Here is a 15,427-nt window from a genome sequence, read left to right as displayed (position 1 = left end):
CCCGTTCCCATACCGAACACGGAAGTTAAGCTTCTCAGCGCCGATGGTAGTTGGGGGCTGTCCCCCTGTGAGAGTAGGACGTTGCCAGGCAAGATGAAGAACAACCTGATATGAGGGTTGTTTTTTTGTTGATTAGGGAATTGGAACATAAAATGGGAGTAATGGTATATATAATTGAAATTTGGAACATATAACAAACAGTATCGAACATATAAAGCTTTAAATGGAACATAAAGTGAAAGGTCATCTAAATAAGGAACCTAAAAACCCTTAAAATTATCGAATAAAAAGTTAAATAATAATATAACAGTTAAAAAACCAGGCTAATACCTGGACTTTTAACTGTTTTAAGGAATTTGCATTTAAAAAACTAAATTGGAACATAAATGAATCAAATTGGAACATAAAACAGATGAAATGGTACATATATTACCGAAAGTGAAACTTAGACATTCAAATCGAATAAATGTACGTCTAACCTAAAAGCTTGGCCCCCCCAAGCCTGACTTTCGATTCGATTCAATTCAATTCAGTTCATCAAATACTCATAAATCAGGAAGGGCCCTTTTTTTAATGTGCTATTTAAAAACGATTGAATAAAGGGGAAATCCTGATTAGGCATCATTTTGGTTAACTCACTCCACCATTCTGTTTCATAGCGGGCAATCATACTTAAGTTATAAAGAAGCAGGTAGTGAATGAGCAGTTCCGGAAAATGGAGGAATTCACTTTTTCGAACTGGGAGAACCAAATGCCCTTTTTCCAAATGATACTTAAAGGGTGAACTTTTTTTCTGAAATGACCGGTCAAACATAAAAGCAAGTCCTTCATCGGAAAATGAAATAGGGTGCATAGCTTTAGAGGTTAAATACTCTTTTAGGCGATTTTCTGTCATATGGAAATGGTCTAACACTTTATCAGGAATTTCAAATTGTCCTCCTTGAAAATATATGCTTGAAAATGTCTTCGTTCCATCTAGTAAAAAAAACAAATCATCCAATTCGGGGATAAGCCTTAATAAATCTTCCATGATGACCTTTTCCCCTTCCAATTGTTTCATGTGAAACATTTTTTCAGACATAAATGGGAATAATCCATTTTTTTGCAGCTTCACCTCGTCGTGGACAAACTGATAATTTTGCTTTTTTCGCTTCCTGGTTGAGACCCCGTGGGCCAACACACTTGTTGTCTCAGGATATGCCGGATCAATCGTCAAAATACAGGCCTTTATTAAATGAACTAGCCCGTAAAAAAGAAGAATGGGCTTAAGAATAAGCGGAGCCTTTTCTGCTTGTTCATAATAAATCTGGCCATGTTCCAAATAATAAAGGAAGGCATAACAGTTTTCATAGCTTTTTTGTTCAGGATTTTCTACCATGTATTTTTGATAGTTATTTTTTAAAAATAACTGACAGTATTCAGCTGAAAAGAAACAGGAGAAGCTTTTCCAGTCTTTATAAGAGATATCCAATCTAGATCACCTTTTTTTCAGAATAATCAAATTAAAACTAGTTCCTTGACAGTATTTTGTCCAATTGATAACCTACAAATAAAAAATTTTGTCCTGGAGGCCTAAAAAATGTGGGAAAATAAATTTGTAAAAGAAGGATTAACCTTTGACGATGTCTTGTTAATTCCGGGTAAGTCTGAAGTTCTGCCACGTGATGTAAATCTTCAAGTTGCGTTATCAGAGAACGTAAAGCTGAATATTCCAATTCTGAGTGCAGGGATGGATACAGTAACTGAAGCTGAAATGGCCATTGCAATGGGACGCCAAGGCGGTTTAGGAATTATCCATAAAAATATGACCATTGAACAGCAGGCCGAGCAAGTTGAAAAGGTAAAAAGGTCAGAAAGCGGCGTCATTACAGATCCATTTTTCCTAACTCCTGAACATCAAGTATTTGATGCTGAGCACTTAATGGGGAAATATCGAATTTCAGGTGTTCCAATTGTCAATAATGAAGAGGAACAAAGATTAGTTGGCATCATTACAAATAGGGATCTCCGTTTTATACAGGATTACTCTTTTAAAATTTCAGATGTAATGACAAAGGAAGATCTTGTAACGGCACCTGTAGGGACAACATTGAAGGAAGCAGAAGAAATCCTGCAACAGCATAAAATTGAAAAGCTGCCTCTTGTAGATCAAAAAGGAGTTTTAAAAGGGTTAATTACGATTAAGGATATCGAGAAGGTAATTGAATTTCCAAATTCGGCTAAAGACCGTCAGGGACGTTTATTAGCGGGAGCAGCAGTAGGGGTAACAACTGACACCATGAAGAGGGTAGAAGCTCTTGTTAAAGCAAATGTGGATGTTATTGTGGTAGATACCGCCCATGGTCATTCAAAGGGTGTGCTTGATACGGTAAAACAAATCAGAGATGCTTACCCTAATTTAACGATTGTTGCCGGTAATGTTGCCACTGCTGAAGCGACAAAGGCTTTGTATGAAGCTGGAGCGGATGTAGTTAAAGTGGGAATTGGACCAGGTTCTATTTGTACAACCAGGGTTGTTGCTGGTGTAGGTGTTCCACAGATTACAGCTGTTTATGATTGTGCAACCGAAGCAAGAAAGCATGGCAAGACGATTATTGCCGATGGAGGAATTAAGTATTCTGGTGATATTGTTAAAGCACTTGCAGCCGGTGGCCACGCTGTTATGCTGGGAAGTCTTCTAGCTGGTGTATCCGAAAGTCCAGGGGAAACGGAGATCTTCCAAGGTAGAAGATTTAAAGTTTATCGTGGAATGGGCTCAGTTGCTGCTATGGAAAAAGGCTCAAAAGACCGTTACTTCCAAGAAGATAATAAGAAGTTTGTACCAGAAGGTATTGAAGGACGCTTGCCATATAAAGGTCCATTGGCGGAAACCGTTTATCAATTAATTGGCGGTTTACGTTCAGGTATGGGATATTGTGGGACAAAGGATTTAGAAGCATTACGAAACAATGCTCAATTTATCCGAATGACCGGTGCTGGTTTAAAGGAAAGCCATCCGCATGATGTCCAAATAACGAAGGAAGCACCGAATTATTCTTTATAATCTGAGAAGATGCCTTTAGACATAGTAAGGAGGGACCACATTGCCCTCCTTTTTATTTTTGGAACAAATAGGTCTTTGCTCTGTCTATGATTTGAAAGGGAGTTATGTTAAAATAACCAAGGTGTATAAATTCGTTGGAGGGCATTATAGTGAATAAATATTTTTATCGAAAAAGTATTTCTGGCTTATTGGCATTGATTATGTTTATTAGCCTGTTTTCGGGTTTGAAAAAAGCAGAAGCACAAGCGCCATTAAAGGTGAATGCAGATAGTGCAATTATTGTGGACGGAGAAAACGGAAAGGTTTTATACGAACAAAACGCTAACAGCTTACTCGGTATTGCCAGTATGTCAAAAATGATGACGGAATACATCCTGCTTGATGCCATTAAACACGGAAAGGTAAAGTGGGATCAACAATATTCTGTGAGTGGGCTTGCTTATAAAATTTCACAAAATCGAAACCTATCAAATGTTCCATTAAGACGTGATGGTAAATATACAGTAAAAGAATTATATCAAGCAATGGCCATTTACTCAGCCAATGCTGCGACAATCGCCCTAGCAGAAGTGATTGCAGGGTCAGAAACAAACTTTGTAAAGATGATGAATGATAAAGCGAAGGAATTAGGTTTAAAGAACTATAAATTTGTTAACTCTACTGGATTGAATAATAAAGATTATTATGGTGAGCAGCCAGAAGGGACAAGCGCTGACGAAGAAAATGTCATGTCTGCCCGTTCAGTTGCGAGATTAGCCTTCCGTTTAATTCATGATTTTCCGGATGTTCTAAAAACGGCCAGTATCCCAACAAAGAAGTTTCGTGAAGGTACGGATGACGAAATTAAGATGGATAACTGGAACTGGATGTTGCCAACCTTAATCTATGGTTATCAGGGAATGGATGGATTAAAAACAGGGACAACTGATTTTGCAGGAGCATGCTTTACCGGAACTGCCATGAGAGATGGAAAGCGATTTATCACGGTCGTTCAAAATGCGAAGGATGCGAACGGCAGCACGGGTGATAAGAAAGCCCGATTTGATGAAACAAGAAAAATGATGGATTATGCTTTCAGTAATTTTAGTAAAGAGGAAATTGTTCCAGCCCATTATCAAGTTAAAGGCTATAATACACTGCCTGTAATTAAGGGGAAAGCTGACAAAGTTAAAATTTACTCAAAATCTGCTATAAATATGTTTATCCAAAATGGTGAAAAGCAAAATTATCAACCAGTGTTAGTTTTGGATCAAAAGAAAATTAATAAAAAAGGCGAGCTGACTGCTCCAATTAAAAAAGGTGAAACCATCGGTTATTTAACGGTTAAATCTAAAAAGGACGATAAACTCAGCTTCGTAACGGATGAAGGGCAAAAAAGCATCAAGGTAGATGTAGTTGCTGCACAGGATGTTGAGAAAGCCAATTGGTTCGTTCTAATGATGAGAGGAATTGGCAACTTTTTTGGAGATGTTTGGAACGGGATTTCCAAAACAGTTAAAGGCTGGTTTTAGTGGATTTGCTTACTTTGTCGAAATGGTAAAAGAGGCAAAAGCAAAACATCTTGAATAATTTGATTGCAATTAGTGGATAATTATAGTAGATTATTATATACAAATCCTTTATATGTTTAAAGCAATGAGAGGAACTAGTAACAGGAGTTTATTCTTAAGAGAGCCGGTGGCTGGTGAGAGCCGGTGAATGACGCTTGTGAATCCATCCTCGAGCAAGGTATGGAACACTCCTTAAAGGGGTCAGTAAGTACTTTCGGCAGAAACCGTTAACTTTTTCAAGGTGGGCAGACATCTTCTGTCAACTAGGGTGGTAACGCGGGTAACTCTCGTCCCTTTTTTGGGGGCGGGAGTTTTTTATTTTTTGGAAGGAGTGGAAAGATATGTTGGATATCAAATTATTAAGAGCTAATTTTGCTGAAGTGAAGGAAAAACTTCAGCATCGCGGCGAGGATTTAACTGATCTCGGCAGGTTTGAAGAATTGGATCAGAAAAGACGTGATTTAATTGTTGAGTCTGAACAACTGAAAAGCAAGCGGAATGAGGTTTCCCAGCAGGTTGCCATGTTAAAGCGTGAAAAACAGGATGCAGATCATTTAATCAAAGAAATGCGTGAAGTTGGCGACCGGATTAAAACATTGGACGACGAGCTCCGCGGGGTTGAAGAAATATTGGATATGTTATTGTTAAGCATTCCGAATATTCCTCATGAAAGCGTACCGGTTGGTGAAACAGAAGACGATAATGTGGAAATTAGACAATGGGGCGAAGTAAGGGACTTTGTATTTGAACCGAAGCCGCACTGGGATATTGCGGACCATTTAGGAATCCTTGACTTTGAGCGCGCGGGCAAAGTTACCGGCAGCCGTTTCGTGTTTTATAAAGGGCTTGGGGCTCGTCTAGAGCGGGCGCTCATGAACTTCATGCTGGACCTGCATGTCGATGAGCATGGCTATAAAGAAATCCTGCCTCCATATATGGTGAATCGTACAAGTATGACGGGAACAGGTCAGCTTCCAAAGTTTGCCGAAGATGCCTTTCTAATTGAAAGTGAGGATTATTTCCTTATTCCAACGGCAGAAGTACCTGTCACCAATCTACACCGGGATGAGATTTTAAGCGGCGAGGAGCTGCCAATCCGCTATGCAGCCTATAGTGCTTGCTTCCGCTCTGAGGCTGGCTCTGCAGGGCGTGATACACGTGGACTTATTCGCCAGCATCAATTCAATAAAGTTGAATTAGTGAAGTTTGTTAAGCCGGAAGATTCTTATGATGAACTTGAAAAATTAACAAATGATGCTGAAAAAGTTCTTCAATTACTCGAGCTTCCTTATCGGGTATTAAGCATGTGCACCGGTGATCTCGGCTTTACCGCTGCGAAAAAATTCGATATCGAAGTATGGATTCCAAGCTATGGAACGTACCGGGAAATTTCCTCTTGCAGTAATTTTGAAGCATTCCAAGCGAGACGGGCCAATATTCGTTTCCGCCGCGAACCGAAAGCGAAGCCTGAACATGTTCACACATTGAATGGTTCCGGGCTTGCGATTGGCAGGACCGTAGCGGCTATTTTAGAAAATTATCAACAGGAAGACGGCAGTGTTGCTATCCCTAAGGTCTTACAGCCATATATGGGCGGCCGCAGTGCGATCAAGCCGGAATAAGTTGTGTTTTCGGACGGAGTTTTTCCGTCCGAAAAATTTCATTATTTTTAATTGACACTAAAGAGGATATATGATAAATTAGTGACTGTTGTTACGGAGGAATACCCAAGTCCGGCTGAAGGGATCGGTCTTGAAAACCGACAGGCGGGTTAAACCGCGCGGGGGTTCGAATCCCTCTTCCTCCGCCATAACTTTACCTAAAATAATCGCGCATAAAAACTGGAGATAAAAAAATCGTTACAATTTTTTGTAGCGATTTTTTTTATCTCCTTTTTTAGGGTTAATTACTGTTCAATATGTTCCTTTTGAGGCAAATGGGGGGAATGACTCAATAAGTCACTGTATAGAGAAAAGGTCGATCGGGCATTGATAAAGGTTATAGTGCCCGTAAAGAGGAAAAAATAGGAGAGTGGGCAAGACAAGGTCTCATAGTTAGTGCCCGTAAAGAAGAAAAAATCAAGAGCCCGGGCACTGACAAAGCCTCATAGTGCCCGTAAAGAAGAAAAAAATCAAGAGCGCGGGCACTGACAAGGCCTCATAGTGCCCGGAAAGAAGAAAAAATCAAGAGCCCGGGCACTGACAAGGCCTCATAGTGCCCGTAAAGAAGAAAAAATCAAGAGCCCGGGCACTGACAAGGCCTCATAGTGCCCGTAAAGAAGAAAAAATCAAGAGCCCGGGCACTGACAAGGTCTCATAGTGCCCGTAAAGAAGAAAAAATCAAGAGCCCGGGCACTGACAAGGCCTCATAGTGCCCGTAAAGAAGAAAAAATCAAGAGCCCGGGCACTGATAAGGCCTCATAGTGCCAGAAATGAAGAAAAGTCATTAATAAGAAGAAGGTCAGCAAGGTCTTTAATAAAAAAAACACATACTGGTTACCCAATATGTGCCTTTTCTTTATTTAAGATTTTATTTAGTTTTTCTTCGACTTCACGGCAAACCTTTTTCGCGTCTGCTTCGCTTTTTACAACATCAGTATTATCCATATCAATAATAAGGACTTCACTTGCATCATATTGATTCAATACCCAATCATCATAGCCCTTCCAAACCTCAAAGTAGTATTCCTTTAATTCAGGATTTATTTCGAAGCTGCGGCCGCGCGCCATGATGCGGTCAATCACCGTATCAAACGAGCCTTTTAAGTAAACCATTAGGTCTGGGGCCTTTTTAGGAAGTTCATTTAATTCTTCCATCATGTTCTCGACAAGCTCTTCATATATTTTAAATTCCAAGTCTGAAATTCTGCCGAGGTTTTTATTTACATAAGCAAAATACCAATCCTCATAAATGGAGCGATCCTGAATGGTATAAATCGGTTCCCTCCAGTTCATGCATTCCTTCACTGTTTTAAACCGTTTATTTAAGAAAAATAATTGTAAAAGGAAAGGAATTCTTTTTGCATCCAATTCTTCAGGAGTCAATTCATAATAGAGCGGAAGGATTGGATTATCATCCACCGCTTCATAAAACACCTTACTCTCAATTCTATTATTTTTAAAATGGGCACTTAAGGTGTCAGCTACACTTGTCTTACCTAGCCCAATCATACCACCAATAACAATACTCACGAACATCCCCCTGTTCTTATAATGTATTAGACCAACTGTTCTGTTTTAATGAATTCTGTAGTTTTTTAATAATATGCTGTAAATCCTCTTCATTTTTTACAAAATCTAACTCATCGCCGTTAAAGCGGAGAACGGGTATTTCTGGATGTTCCTGTTCAAAGCTTGCTAGGGTATTTTCATAATCAATCGAAAGCTGCTCTAAATATAATGGGCTGATATTTTTCTCGACTTCTCGTCCTCTTATCTTGATTCGCTTTAATAACGTATCAAGACTCGCATTCAAATAAATAATGACATTTGGCTTTGGCATATCCGAAGTCAAAATTTGATAAATTTTGTAATATTTCTCGTACTCTTGTTTGTTCAGGGTCCTAGTAGCAAAAATCAAGTTTTTGAAAATATGATAGTCCGCAACCACTGCTTGATTTTTACTTAAATAATGGGTGTTAATATCCCCTAATTGTTTAAAGCGATTGCAGAGAAAAAACATTTCCGTCTGGAAACTCCATTCCTCTATATTTTCATAAAATTTCCCTAAAAATGGATTCTCATCAACAATCTCTTTTAATAAAGCAAAATGAAAATGGTCTGAAATGGCCTTTGCAAGAGATGTTTTCCCTATACCAATCGGCCCTTCAACAGTAATAAAGGGTGTATCCCCCATTCTATATCCTCCCTCGCCACTGCCTGATCTTTCTATAATGAACCAGCCTTAAACTGGGTCTTTTTTACTGTCTTTTTAAAAGTGACACAAAGAATATTTTATCATAATCTTTAGCAGGAAGGGATATGGAATATTTTAGAGGATGTTAGTTTTTTGTCGAATAAAAGAAGAAACTGCCCGAATGCAGGCAGTTTATGTTCTTTTTGTTACGTTAAAATTGTCTACGATTAACAGCCAGTTCTGCGGGAAGGATAACCCCAGTTTCCAATAGCTCATTCCCCGTAATTTTAATTCTTTAATCAAGTCAAACTTCGCCTGAATGGAGCGGGCATCTTCAAACCAGACTTCATGCTGCTTGCCACTATCGGTATATCTAAAAAACGGCGCTTGTGCCTTAGAATCATATTCAATCGGTACATTATGTCTGGCGGCAAGCTGAATAGCCTGCTGCGGGCTTACCGCTTTTGCAACAGAACCTTGAACAAACGGCAGGGTCCAGTCATAGCCATATAAATTTTGCCCCATAAGAATTTTATTTGAAGGCATTTCACTGATTGCATATTCTAATACCTTTCTTACCGGTCCAATCGGAGAGACTGCCATAGCAGGGCCGCCGCTATAGCCCCATTCATAGGTCATGATGACGACAAAATCGGAAATTTGCCCATGCGCCTTATAATCATGCCCTTCATACCATTTACCCTTTTGTGTCGCGCTTGTTTTTGGAGCAAGGGCTGTTGACATTAACCAGCCTTCACTTTTAAAACGGGCCTTTGCCTTCCGTAAGAAAGTATTATAGGCCTCACGGTCCGCAGGCCGCAAATATTCAAAGTCAAAATGGATGTCCTTAAAGCCATACTTTTTAGCGGTTGCAACAATATTATTTAAAAATTTATCCTGAATTGCTATGTCTGTTAGCAAAATCCGCCCCAGTTCGTCACTGAATTGATCATTCTCCTGGTTGTTAATTACCATCATCAGAACCACTTGGTGGGATTTTGCAATGGCAGGGAAATTGTTTAATAATGGCTCTTTTAATGTTCCGTCACGGTGGACCTGAAAGCTAAAAGGAGCTAAATAGGTCAAGTAAGGTGCAGCTTCACGGGCACTGCTTTCGAGGACGGGAGCAACAGTGGTCCCGCGTGGTTCAACATAGGCATTAAAATCCGCCGGTCTTTTTTTACCTTGAGGAATATAAAGCCGTAAACCAACGGAAAGCGGCTGTGTAGCTGAAATCCGATTGATGGTAGCAAGCTGCTGATAAGGAACTCCCACTTTTTGTCCAATACTATAGAGGGTCTCACCCTGTTTGACCGTATAGAAACTTCCGATAATTGGAATCACAATTGCCTGCCCAATTACAAGATTATTTGGATTCGGTAATTCATTCGCATCAACGATATCTTGAACGGTTGTACGATAAGCCCGGGCAATTGTTGTTAAGGATTCATTTCTCTGAACCACATGAATTTGCATGCTTTTCCCTCCCAACGTACATACGCTACAACTATCATATGAGCGTAAAAGAGGTTACATGATATAATTTTTATCAGTTGTGGGTTGGATATTTGCCTTTAATACATTTTGCATCATTGTTAAGGCATATTGATTATCTTGATTATCCGCAGAGGCGATGCAGTTTTCCGGAACATACAGCCGGTATTCACGCATATATGCATCATTTGCGGTAAATAAAACACAAATATTTCCGGCAATACCGGTAAGAATCAGCGAATTTACCTTTAATTGGTGAAGCAAGGTATTTAGTGCTGTACCGTAAAAAGCGGAGTGCTTTGGCTTTATTAAAAAATAATCATTTTCTTTCGGAAGCAATATTTCAAACACAGGCTGACTATAATGATTTCTACAAAGTTCAATTATTTTTGTATATTCAGCCTGCCATAAATTATAATGGTCATTAATAAAAATGACCGGCAGACTTTTTTCATTAAAACTTTTCTTTAATTTTTTAATAGGATGGGCAATTTGCAGGGCTTTTTTTGCCAAAATTGGCCCGTGGGAAAAATCAAAGTTATTAATCATATCGATAATGATAAGTGCAGGATGGATTTCCTTCATGAATTATCTCCTCCTATTTTATAGTTTGGAAGGAGCCGATCAATCTTATCCTTGAAAGGAACAAATGATGATGGTGGATGTAAATTTAGATGAATACTATATGAAGGAAGCAATAAAGGAAGCAAAGAAGGCGGAGGAGCTAAAGGAGGTTCCGATTGGAGCCGTTATTGTCTTGGGAGATGAAATTATTTCCCGTGCCCATAATTTGAGGGAAAATGAGCAGTCTGCCGTTGCCCATGCAGAACTGCTGGCAATTGACCAAGCATGCCATAAAACAGGATCATGGCGACTTGAGGATGCTACTCTTTATGTAACATTAGAGCCTTGCCCAATGTGTTCCGGAGCTATTATTTTATCTCGAATCAAAAGAGTGGTGTATGGAGCACCTGATCCAAAGGGCGGTTGTGCCGGCACCTTTATGAATCTTCTTCAGGACGAAAGGTTCAATCACCAAAGTGAGGTGATGAATGGGGTTTTGGAAGAGGAATGCAGTCAATTGTTATCTTCCTTCTTTCGTGCCATTCGGGAAAGGAAAAAGGCGGAAAGAAATAAAGCGAAGCAAAACTCGGTTGATTCACTTACAAAAATTGACATCGATTAAGCGTTGCATTTCCCCGCGAATATTAGTATACTAAAAAAGCGTCAGATACGACGCACTCATATTGTTTTCAACTTTGCCGTGCTAGGCGGGGAGGTAGCGGTGCCCTGTACTCGCAATCCGCTCTAGCGAGGCTGAATCCCTTCCCGAGGCTGACTGTCTGTAGGGTCTGCCTTAAGTAAGTGGTGTTGACGCCCTGGTCCTGCGCAATGGGAATCCATGAACCATGTCAGGTCCGGAAGGAAGCAGCATTAAGTGGACGCTCCCATGTGCCGCAGGGTTGCCTGGGTCGAGCTAACTGCTTAAGTAACGCTTATGGGCGTCAGTCGAAGGAAGGTGCACGGCAGTTTCTACATATTCCTTTAGAAATTACTCATCTCAGAAAAAATGGGATGAGTTTTTTTGTCATATAAGAATTTATAATTGCTTTGAGAATGGTCCAGCTCCAGCGCCTAGCCCCTCGAGGTCATAAGCCAATCCGTCAAGAAGGTTAAAGAGCAACCTTCTCGCCGGCTTGTCTTATGCTTGTCGGGGCTGACCAAGGCGCTTGCGCTTTTCTTGTATATTCTAATATTTTCACTTCTTAAATAGATACGTTATAATGAGATAAGCAGAAGCCTATACAAAAGTTGATGAGAAATTCAGAAGGGGGCGATGTCCATTGGCTTATCAGGCTTTATATCGTGTTTGGCGGCCTCAGACCTTTATTGATGTCGTAGGACAGGAGCATGTGACCAAGACATTGCAAAACGCCCTGCTTCAACAGAAAATTTCACATGCTTATTTATTTTCCGGTCCAAGAGGAACGGGGAAGACCAGCGCAGCTAAAATTTTGGCAAAAGCGGTTAATTGTGAGCATGCGCCTGTTGCAGAGCCATGCAACCAATGTGCAGCATGCCGGGGAATTACCGATGGAACCATCTCGGATGTTTTGGAATTTGATGCAGCTTCGAACTCTCGCGTAGAAGAAATGAGAGATGTACTCGATAAGGTGAAATTTGCTCCAACAGCCGTCAAATATAAGGTCTATATCATTGATGAAGTGCATATGCTATCCATTAGTGCCTTTAATGCCTTATTAAAAACGTTAGAAGAACCGCCAAAGCATGTCATTTTTATCTTGGCGACAACAGAGCCTCATAAAATTCCGCTCACCATTATTTCAAGATGTCAGCGTTTTGATTTTAGACGGATTACAGCAGGGGCAATCGTGAATCGAATGAAATTAATTGTCGATGAAACGGATGTAGATTGTGAGGAACAAGCACTGCAGATGATTGCCAGGGCAGCAGAAGGCGGTATGCGTGATGCACTAAGCTTACTAGACCAGGCAATATCGTTCAGTCAAGACCGTGTAACAGTAGAGGATGCACTAACGGTAACAGGGTCTGTATCACAGGGGTTTTTATATAAGCTGGCCCATGCCTTTCAAGAAAAGGATGTTGCAAGTGGATTAGAAGCACTAGAGGAGCTTTTATATCACGGAAAAGACCCGGCTCGTTTTATTGAAGATTTAATTTTATTTTACCGGGATTTGCTTCTTTATAAGACTGCCCCGAATCTTGAGGAATCCTTAGAAAGAGTGACGTTAGACAGCGAATTTCAAAAAATGGCGGAAATGATTCCAACTGAACAAATTTACCTGATGATTGACCTATTAAATAAAACACAACAGGAAATGCGTTGGACCAATCACCCGAGGATCTTTCTAGAGGTTGCAATCATAAAATTGTGCCAAATCGAAACTAAACATTCTGAACAGGCGGCCCCTGGGCAAATCTCTCAGCTTCTCGCAAAAATAGAACAGCTTGAGGAGGACCTGCGGCAATTAAAGGCGAATGGAATACCGGCAGTACAGGAAGCTCCTGTTTTACCTGTGCAAAAAACAGCACCTAGAACATCAAGAAAAGGATTCCAGCCTGCTGTTGGAAAAATAAATGAAGTTTTAAAACATGCAACAAAAAATGATATCAATCAAATTAAAAGTAATTGGGCTGAAATGCGATCACGGCTAATGAAATCACATGCAGCCTTATTAAATGAGGCCGAGCCTGTTGCCGCATCGTCCAATTCTTTTATTTTAAAATTCAAGCATGAAATTCACTGCCAAATGGCAATGGATAACAACCGTTTTATCGAAACGGTCATGTCTGCGCTGCAAGAGTTAACCGGTCATCGGTTTACTATCCTCGGTGTGCCTGAAGATCAATGGTTGTCCATTCGGGAAAGTTTTCTCAGTCATCAACATACTGAAGATGGGGAAGGTAAAGACTCCCAAATGGAGGAGGAAACCCATATCTCTGAAGCAAAAAAACTATTTGGTGCTGAATTTGTAGAAGTAATTGAATAAAAGAAAAGCGGAAGCGTCCTTTTCGGCGCTGGAGCTGGACAATTCTCAAAAATATTTACTATTATTTAAAATTAAACTGGAGGTAATGTAAATGATGCGCGGTGGCGGAATGGGAAATATGCAAAATATGATGAAGCAGATGCAAAAAATGCAAAAGAAAATGGCAGAGGCACAGGAAGATCTAGGTAAACAGCAAATTGAGGGTACCGCCGGCGGAGGGATGGTTACCGTAATCGTATCCGGACACAAGGAAGTATTAGAAGTAAAAATCAATCCTGAGGCTGTTGACCCGGATGATGTGGAAATGCTTCAAGATTTAGTGCTTGCTGCAACAAATGATGCTCTTAAGAAGGCAGAAGAATTAACTAACAATACAATGGGGCAATTCACTAAGGGAATGAACCTTCCTTTTTAATGTCCACCATTAGCGCCTATAGGGGTGCATACGCATTTCTAAGGAGAGGAATAATAGAAAATGCATTATCCAGAACCGATCTCGAAGCTGATTGACAGCTTTATGAAATTGCCAGGTATCGGTCCGAAAACGGCCGCTCGTCTGGCCTTTTTTGTCTTAAGCATGAAGGAAGACACTGTATTAGATTTTGCTAAGGCGCTTGTAAATGCCAAACGTAATTTAACTTATTGTTCTGTATGCGGTCATATTACTGATCAAGACCCCTGCTATATTTGCGAAGACGTGCGGAGGGATAGGAGTATTATCTGCGTTGTTCAAGACCCTAAAGATGTCATCGCAATGGAAAAAATGAAGGAATTTAATGGATTATATCATGTCCTTCATGGTGCCATTTCACCTATGGATGGGATTGGTCCGGAGGATATCAATATCCCTGACCTATTAAAAAGACTTCAGGACGAATCAGTGCAAGAAGTCATTTTAGCCACAAACCCAAATATTGAAGGGGAAGCAACAGCGATGTACATTTCCCGGTTATTAAAGCCATCAGGGATTAAAACAACAAGAATTGCCCATGGTCTGCCGGTTGGAGGAGACCTAGAGTACGCGGACGAAGTTACTTTATCAAAAGCCTTAGAGGGTCGAAGAGAATTATAATGTACCGGAGGAATCATTCATGTTTTTTCGACGAAAGGGATGGCTTCGAAAAGAATTTGATGAAAAGCTCTTAACCCAATTAAATAAATTTAAAGAAAATTCACAGCAACAAAAGATACTCTTAGAGAAGTGTTTCGACCCATCGGAAGAAGTTATCTGTCAAACGAAGATTGCAGAGGCTAAATATTTCTTCTTAATAAGAGAAGCTAAACAGCGGAATGTATCTTTAAAAAGATAATCGAAAGGCTATCCTATTCTTAGGTCTTTTTTAGATAACTTGTACATAGTTATTAGTAAAAGTAATCTTGGAGGGGGATAGCTTTTTTGGAACCAATTATCATAATCTCCATTTTGGGGGGACTCATTGTTTTATTATTATTTTCGGGTGCTCCTTTTAAGCCGGCCCGTTTTATTGGCCAAGCTGCGATTAAATTAGTAATTGGGGCATTATTTTTATTTTTCTTAAATGTGGCAGGGAATCAATTTGGAATACATGTCCCGATTAATTTTGCTACATCAGCTGTTTCAGGCTTCCTTGGAATCCCTGGAATGGTTGCTTTAGTTGCCATACAAAAATGGGTCATTTAGTTTTAAAAAGCCGTTATTATTTGCCGGCTTTTTCTTTTTGAAAAAACTTTTAAAAATACTATTGACCAATCGAAATTAATCCTGTAATATATTAAAAGTCGTCAGCGATTGACGAACAAAAATAAAAAAGTTATTGACTCAAATAACTTTGAATGATATATTAATAAAGTCGCTTTTGAGCGAATAAGAGAACTTGATCTTTGAAAACTAAACAAACAAAAACGTCAACAAACAATAATATTCATTTCTTTCGAAATGAAGCCAACGTAACATTCGAGCTACATCAACTTTC

Annotated in this window: 14 protein-coding genes, 1 tRNA gene, 1 rRNA gene, 1 other RNA gene and 1 other annotated feature; of the genes, 12 read left to right on the top strand and 5 right to left on the bottom strand. The window is 39.8% G+C overall.

The features are described from left to right. Positions 1 to 90 (top strand): 5S ribosomal RNA (gene rrf, locus J2Y67_RS26800); the annotation flags it as partial. 439 nt (positions 91 to 529) lie between these two features. Here the strand turns inward: rrf and J2Y67_RS26795 are convergent. Next, complete coding sequence (locus J2Y67_RS26795) at positions 530 to 1,471, bottom strand: YaaC family protein (protein WP_310179110.1); 942 nt, start codon at positions 1,469 to 1,471, stop codon at positions 530 to 532. Between the two features lie 108 nt (positions 1,472 to 1,579). Here J2Y67_RS26795 and guaB point away from each other — a divergent pair, with 108 nt between their 5' ends. The 4 genes from guaB to J2Y67_RS26775 all read left to right on the top strand — a co-directional run bounded on the left by guaB (position 1,580) and on the right by J2Y67_RS26775 (position 6,403). Beyond that, positions 1,580 to 3,043 (top strand): IMP dehydrogenase, encoded by a 1,464-nt coding sequence (gene guaB / locus J2Y67_RS26790; RefSeq protein WP_310179107.1) that lies wholly within the window; start codon positions 1,580 to 1,582, stop codon positions 3,041 to 3,043. Between the two features lie 200 nt (positions 3,044 to 3,243). Continuing rightward, complete coding sequence (locus J2Y67_RS26785; RefSeq protein WP_310179112.1) at positions 3,244 to 4,554, top strand: D-alanyl-D-alanine carboxypeptidase family protein; 1,311 nt, start codon at positions 3,244 to 3,246, stop codon at positions 4,552 to 4,554. A gap of 115 nt (positions 4,555 to 4,669) precedes the next feature. Continuing rightward, positions 4,670 to 4,891, top strand: a binding site (T-box leader). A gap of 43 nt (positions 4,892 to 4,934) precedes the next feature. Beyond that, on the top strand, positions 4,935 to 6,215 hold the full coding sequence (gene serS, locus J2Y67_RS26780) for a serine--tRNA ligase (protein ID WP_310179105.1): 1,281 nt from the start codon (positions 4,935 to 4,937) through the stop codon (positions 6,213 to 6,215). 95 nt (positions 6,216 to 6,310) lie between these two features. Next, positions 6,311 to 6,403 (top strand) — tRNA-Ser (locus tag J2Y67_RS26775). Positions 6,404 to 7,088: 685 nt separating this feature from the next. Here the strand turns inward: J2Y67_RS26775 and J2Y67_RS26770 are convergent. The 4 genes from J2Y67_RS26770 to J2Y67_RS26755 all read right to left on the bottom strand — a co-directional run bounded on the left by J2Y67_RS26770 (position 7,089) and on the right by J2Y67_RS26755 (position 10,527). Beyond that, on the bottom strand, positions 7,089 to 7,790 hold the full coding sequence (locus J2Y67_RS26770; protein ID WP_396954147.1) for a deoxynucleoside kinase: 702 nt from the start codon (positions 7,788 to 7,790) through the stop codon (positions 7,089 to 7,091). A gap of 10 nt (positions 7,791 to 7,800) precedes the next feature. Further along, the gene (locus J2Y67_RS26765) at positions 7,801 to 8,448 is read right to left on the bottom strand and encodes a deoxynucleoside kinase (RefSeq protein ID WP_310179101.1); all 648 of its coding nucleotides are present in this window, start codon (positions 8,446 to 8,448) and stop codon (positions 7,801 to 7,803) included. A 192-nt stretch (positions 8,449 to 8,640) separates the two neighbouring features. Further along, the gene (locus tag J2Y67_RS26760; protein WP_310179099.1) at positions 8,641 to 9,924 is read right to left on the bottom strand and encodes a glycoside hydrolase family 18 protein; all 1,284 of its coding nucleotides are present in this window, start codon (positions 9,922 to 9,924) and stop codon (positions 8,641 to 8,643) included. A gap of 54 nt (positions 9,925 to 9,978) precedes the next feature. After that, positions 9,979 to 10,527: a cysteine hydrolase family protein gene (locus J2Y67_RS26755; RefSeq protein ID WP_310179096.1), complete on the bottom strand. Its 549-nt coding sequence runs from the start codon at positions 10,525 to 10,527 to the stop codon at positions 9,979 to 9,981. 70 nt (positions 10,528 to 10,597) lie between these two features. Between J2Y67_RS26755 and tadA the strand changes: the two genes are divergently transcribed. The 7 genes from tadA (at position 10,598) to J2Y67_RS26720 (ending at position 15,135) form a co-directional block, all read left to right on the top strand. Next, positions 10,598 to 11,128 carry a tRNA adenosine(34) deaminase TadA gene (gene tadA, locus J2Y67_RS26750; protein WP_310179093.1) on the top strand — a complete coding sequence of 177 codons (531 nt, stop codon included), beginning with the start codon at positions 10,598 to 10,600 and terminating at the stop codon, positions 11,126 to 11,128. Positions 11,129 to 11,204: 76 nt separating this feature from the next. After that, positions 11,205 to 11,469, top strand: an RNA gene (gene ffs, locus J2Y67_RS26745) — signal recognition particle sRNA large type. Between the two features lie 317 nt (positions 11,470 to 11,786). Further along, positions 11,787 to 13,475, top strand: coding sequence for a DNA polymerase III subunit gamma/tau (gene dnaX / locus J2Y67_RS26740; protein ID WP_310179092.1), 1,689 nt, complete (start codon positions 11,787 to 11,789; stop codon positions 13,473 to 13,475). A 91-nt stretch (positions 13,476 to 13,566) separates the two neighbouring features. After that, positions 13,567 to 13,890: a YbaB/EbfC family nucleoid-associated protein gene (locus J2Y67_RS26735; protein WP_396954146.1), complete on the top strand. Its 324-nt coding sequence runs from the start codon at positions 13,567 to 13,569 to the stop codon at positions 13,888 to 13,890. Between the two features lie 60 nt (positions 13,891 to 13,950). Beyond that, positions 13,951 to 14,547 (top strand): recombination mediator RecR, encoded by a 597-nt coding sequence (gene recR, locus J2Y67_RS26730; RefSeq protein WP_310179090.1) that lies wholly within the window; start codon positions 13,951 to 13,953, stop codon positions 14,545 to 14,547. A 19-nt stretch (positions 14,548 to 14,566) separates the two neighbouring features. Next, positions 14,567 to 14,785 (top strand): YaaL family protein, encoded by a 219-nt coding sequence (locus J2Y67_RS26725; protein WP_198313927.1) that lies wholly within the window; start codon positions 14,567 to 14,569, stop codon positions 14,783 to 14,785. A gap of 86 nt (positions 14,786 to 14,871) precedes the next feature. Continuing rightward, positions 14,872 to 15,135, top strand: coding sequence for a pro-sigmaK processing inhibitor BofA family protein (locus J2Y67_RS26720; protein ID WP_310179087.1), 264 nt, complete (start codon positions 14,872 to 14,874; stop codon positions 15,133 to 15,135). Positions 15,136 to 15,427 lie beyond the last annotated feature (292 nt).

The organism is Neobacillus niacini, from assembly GCF_031456445.1.
Taxonomy (GTDB): domain Bacteria; phylum Bacillota; class Bacilli; order Bacillales; family Cytobacillaceae; genus Neobacillus; species Neobacillus niacini_I.
Note: the sequence above shows the minus strand (reverse complement) of the source record. Positions and strands in the feature narration are given on the sequence as shown.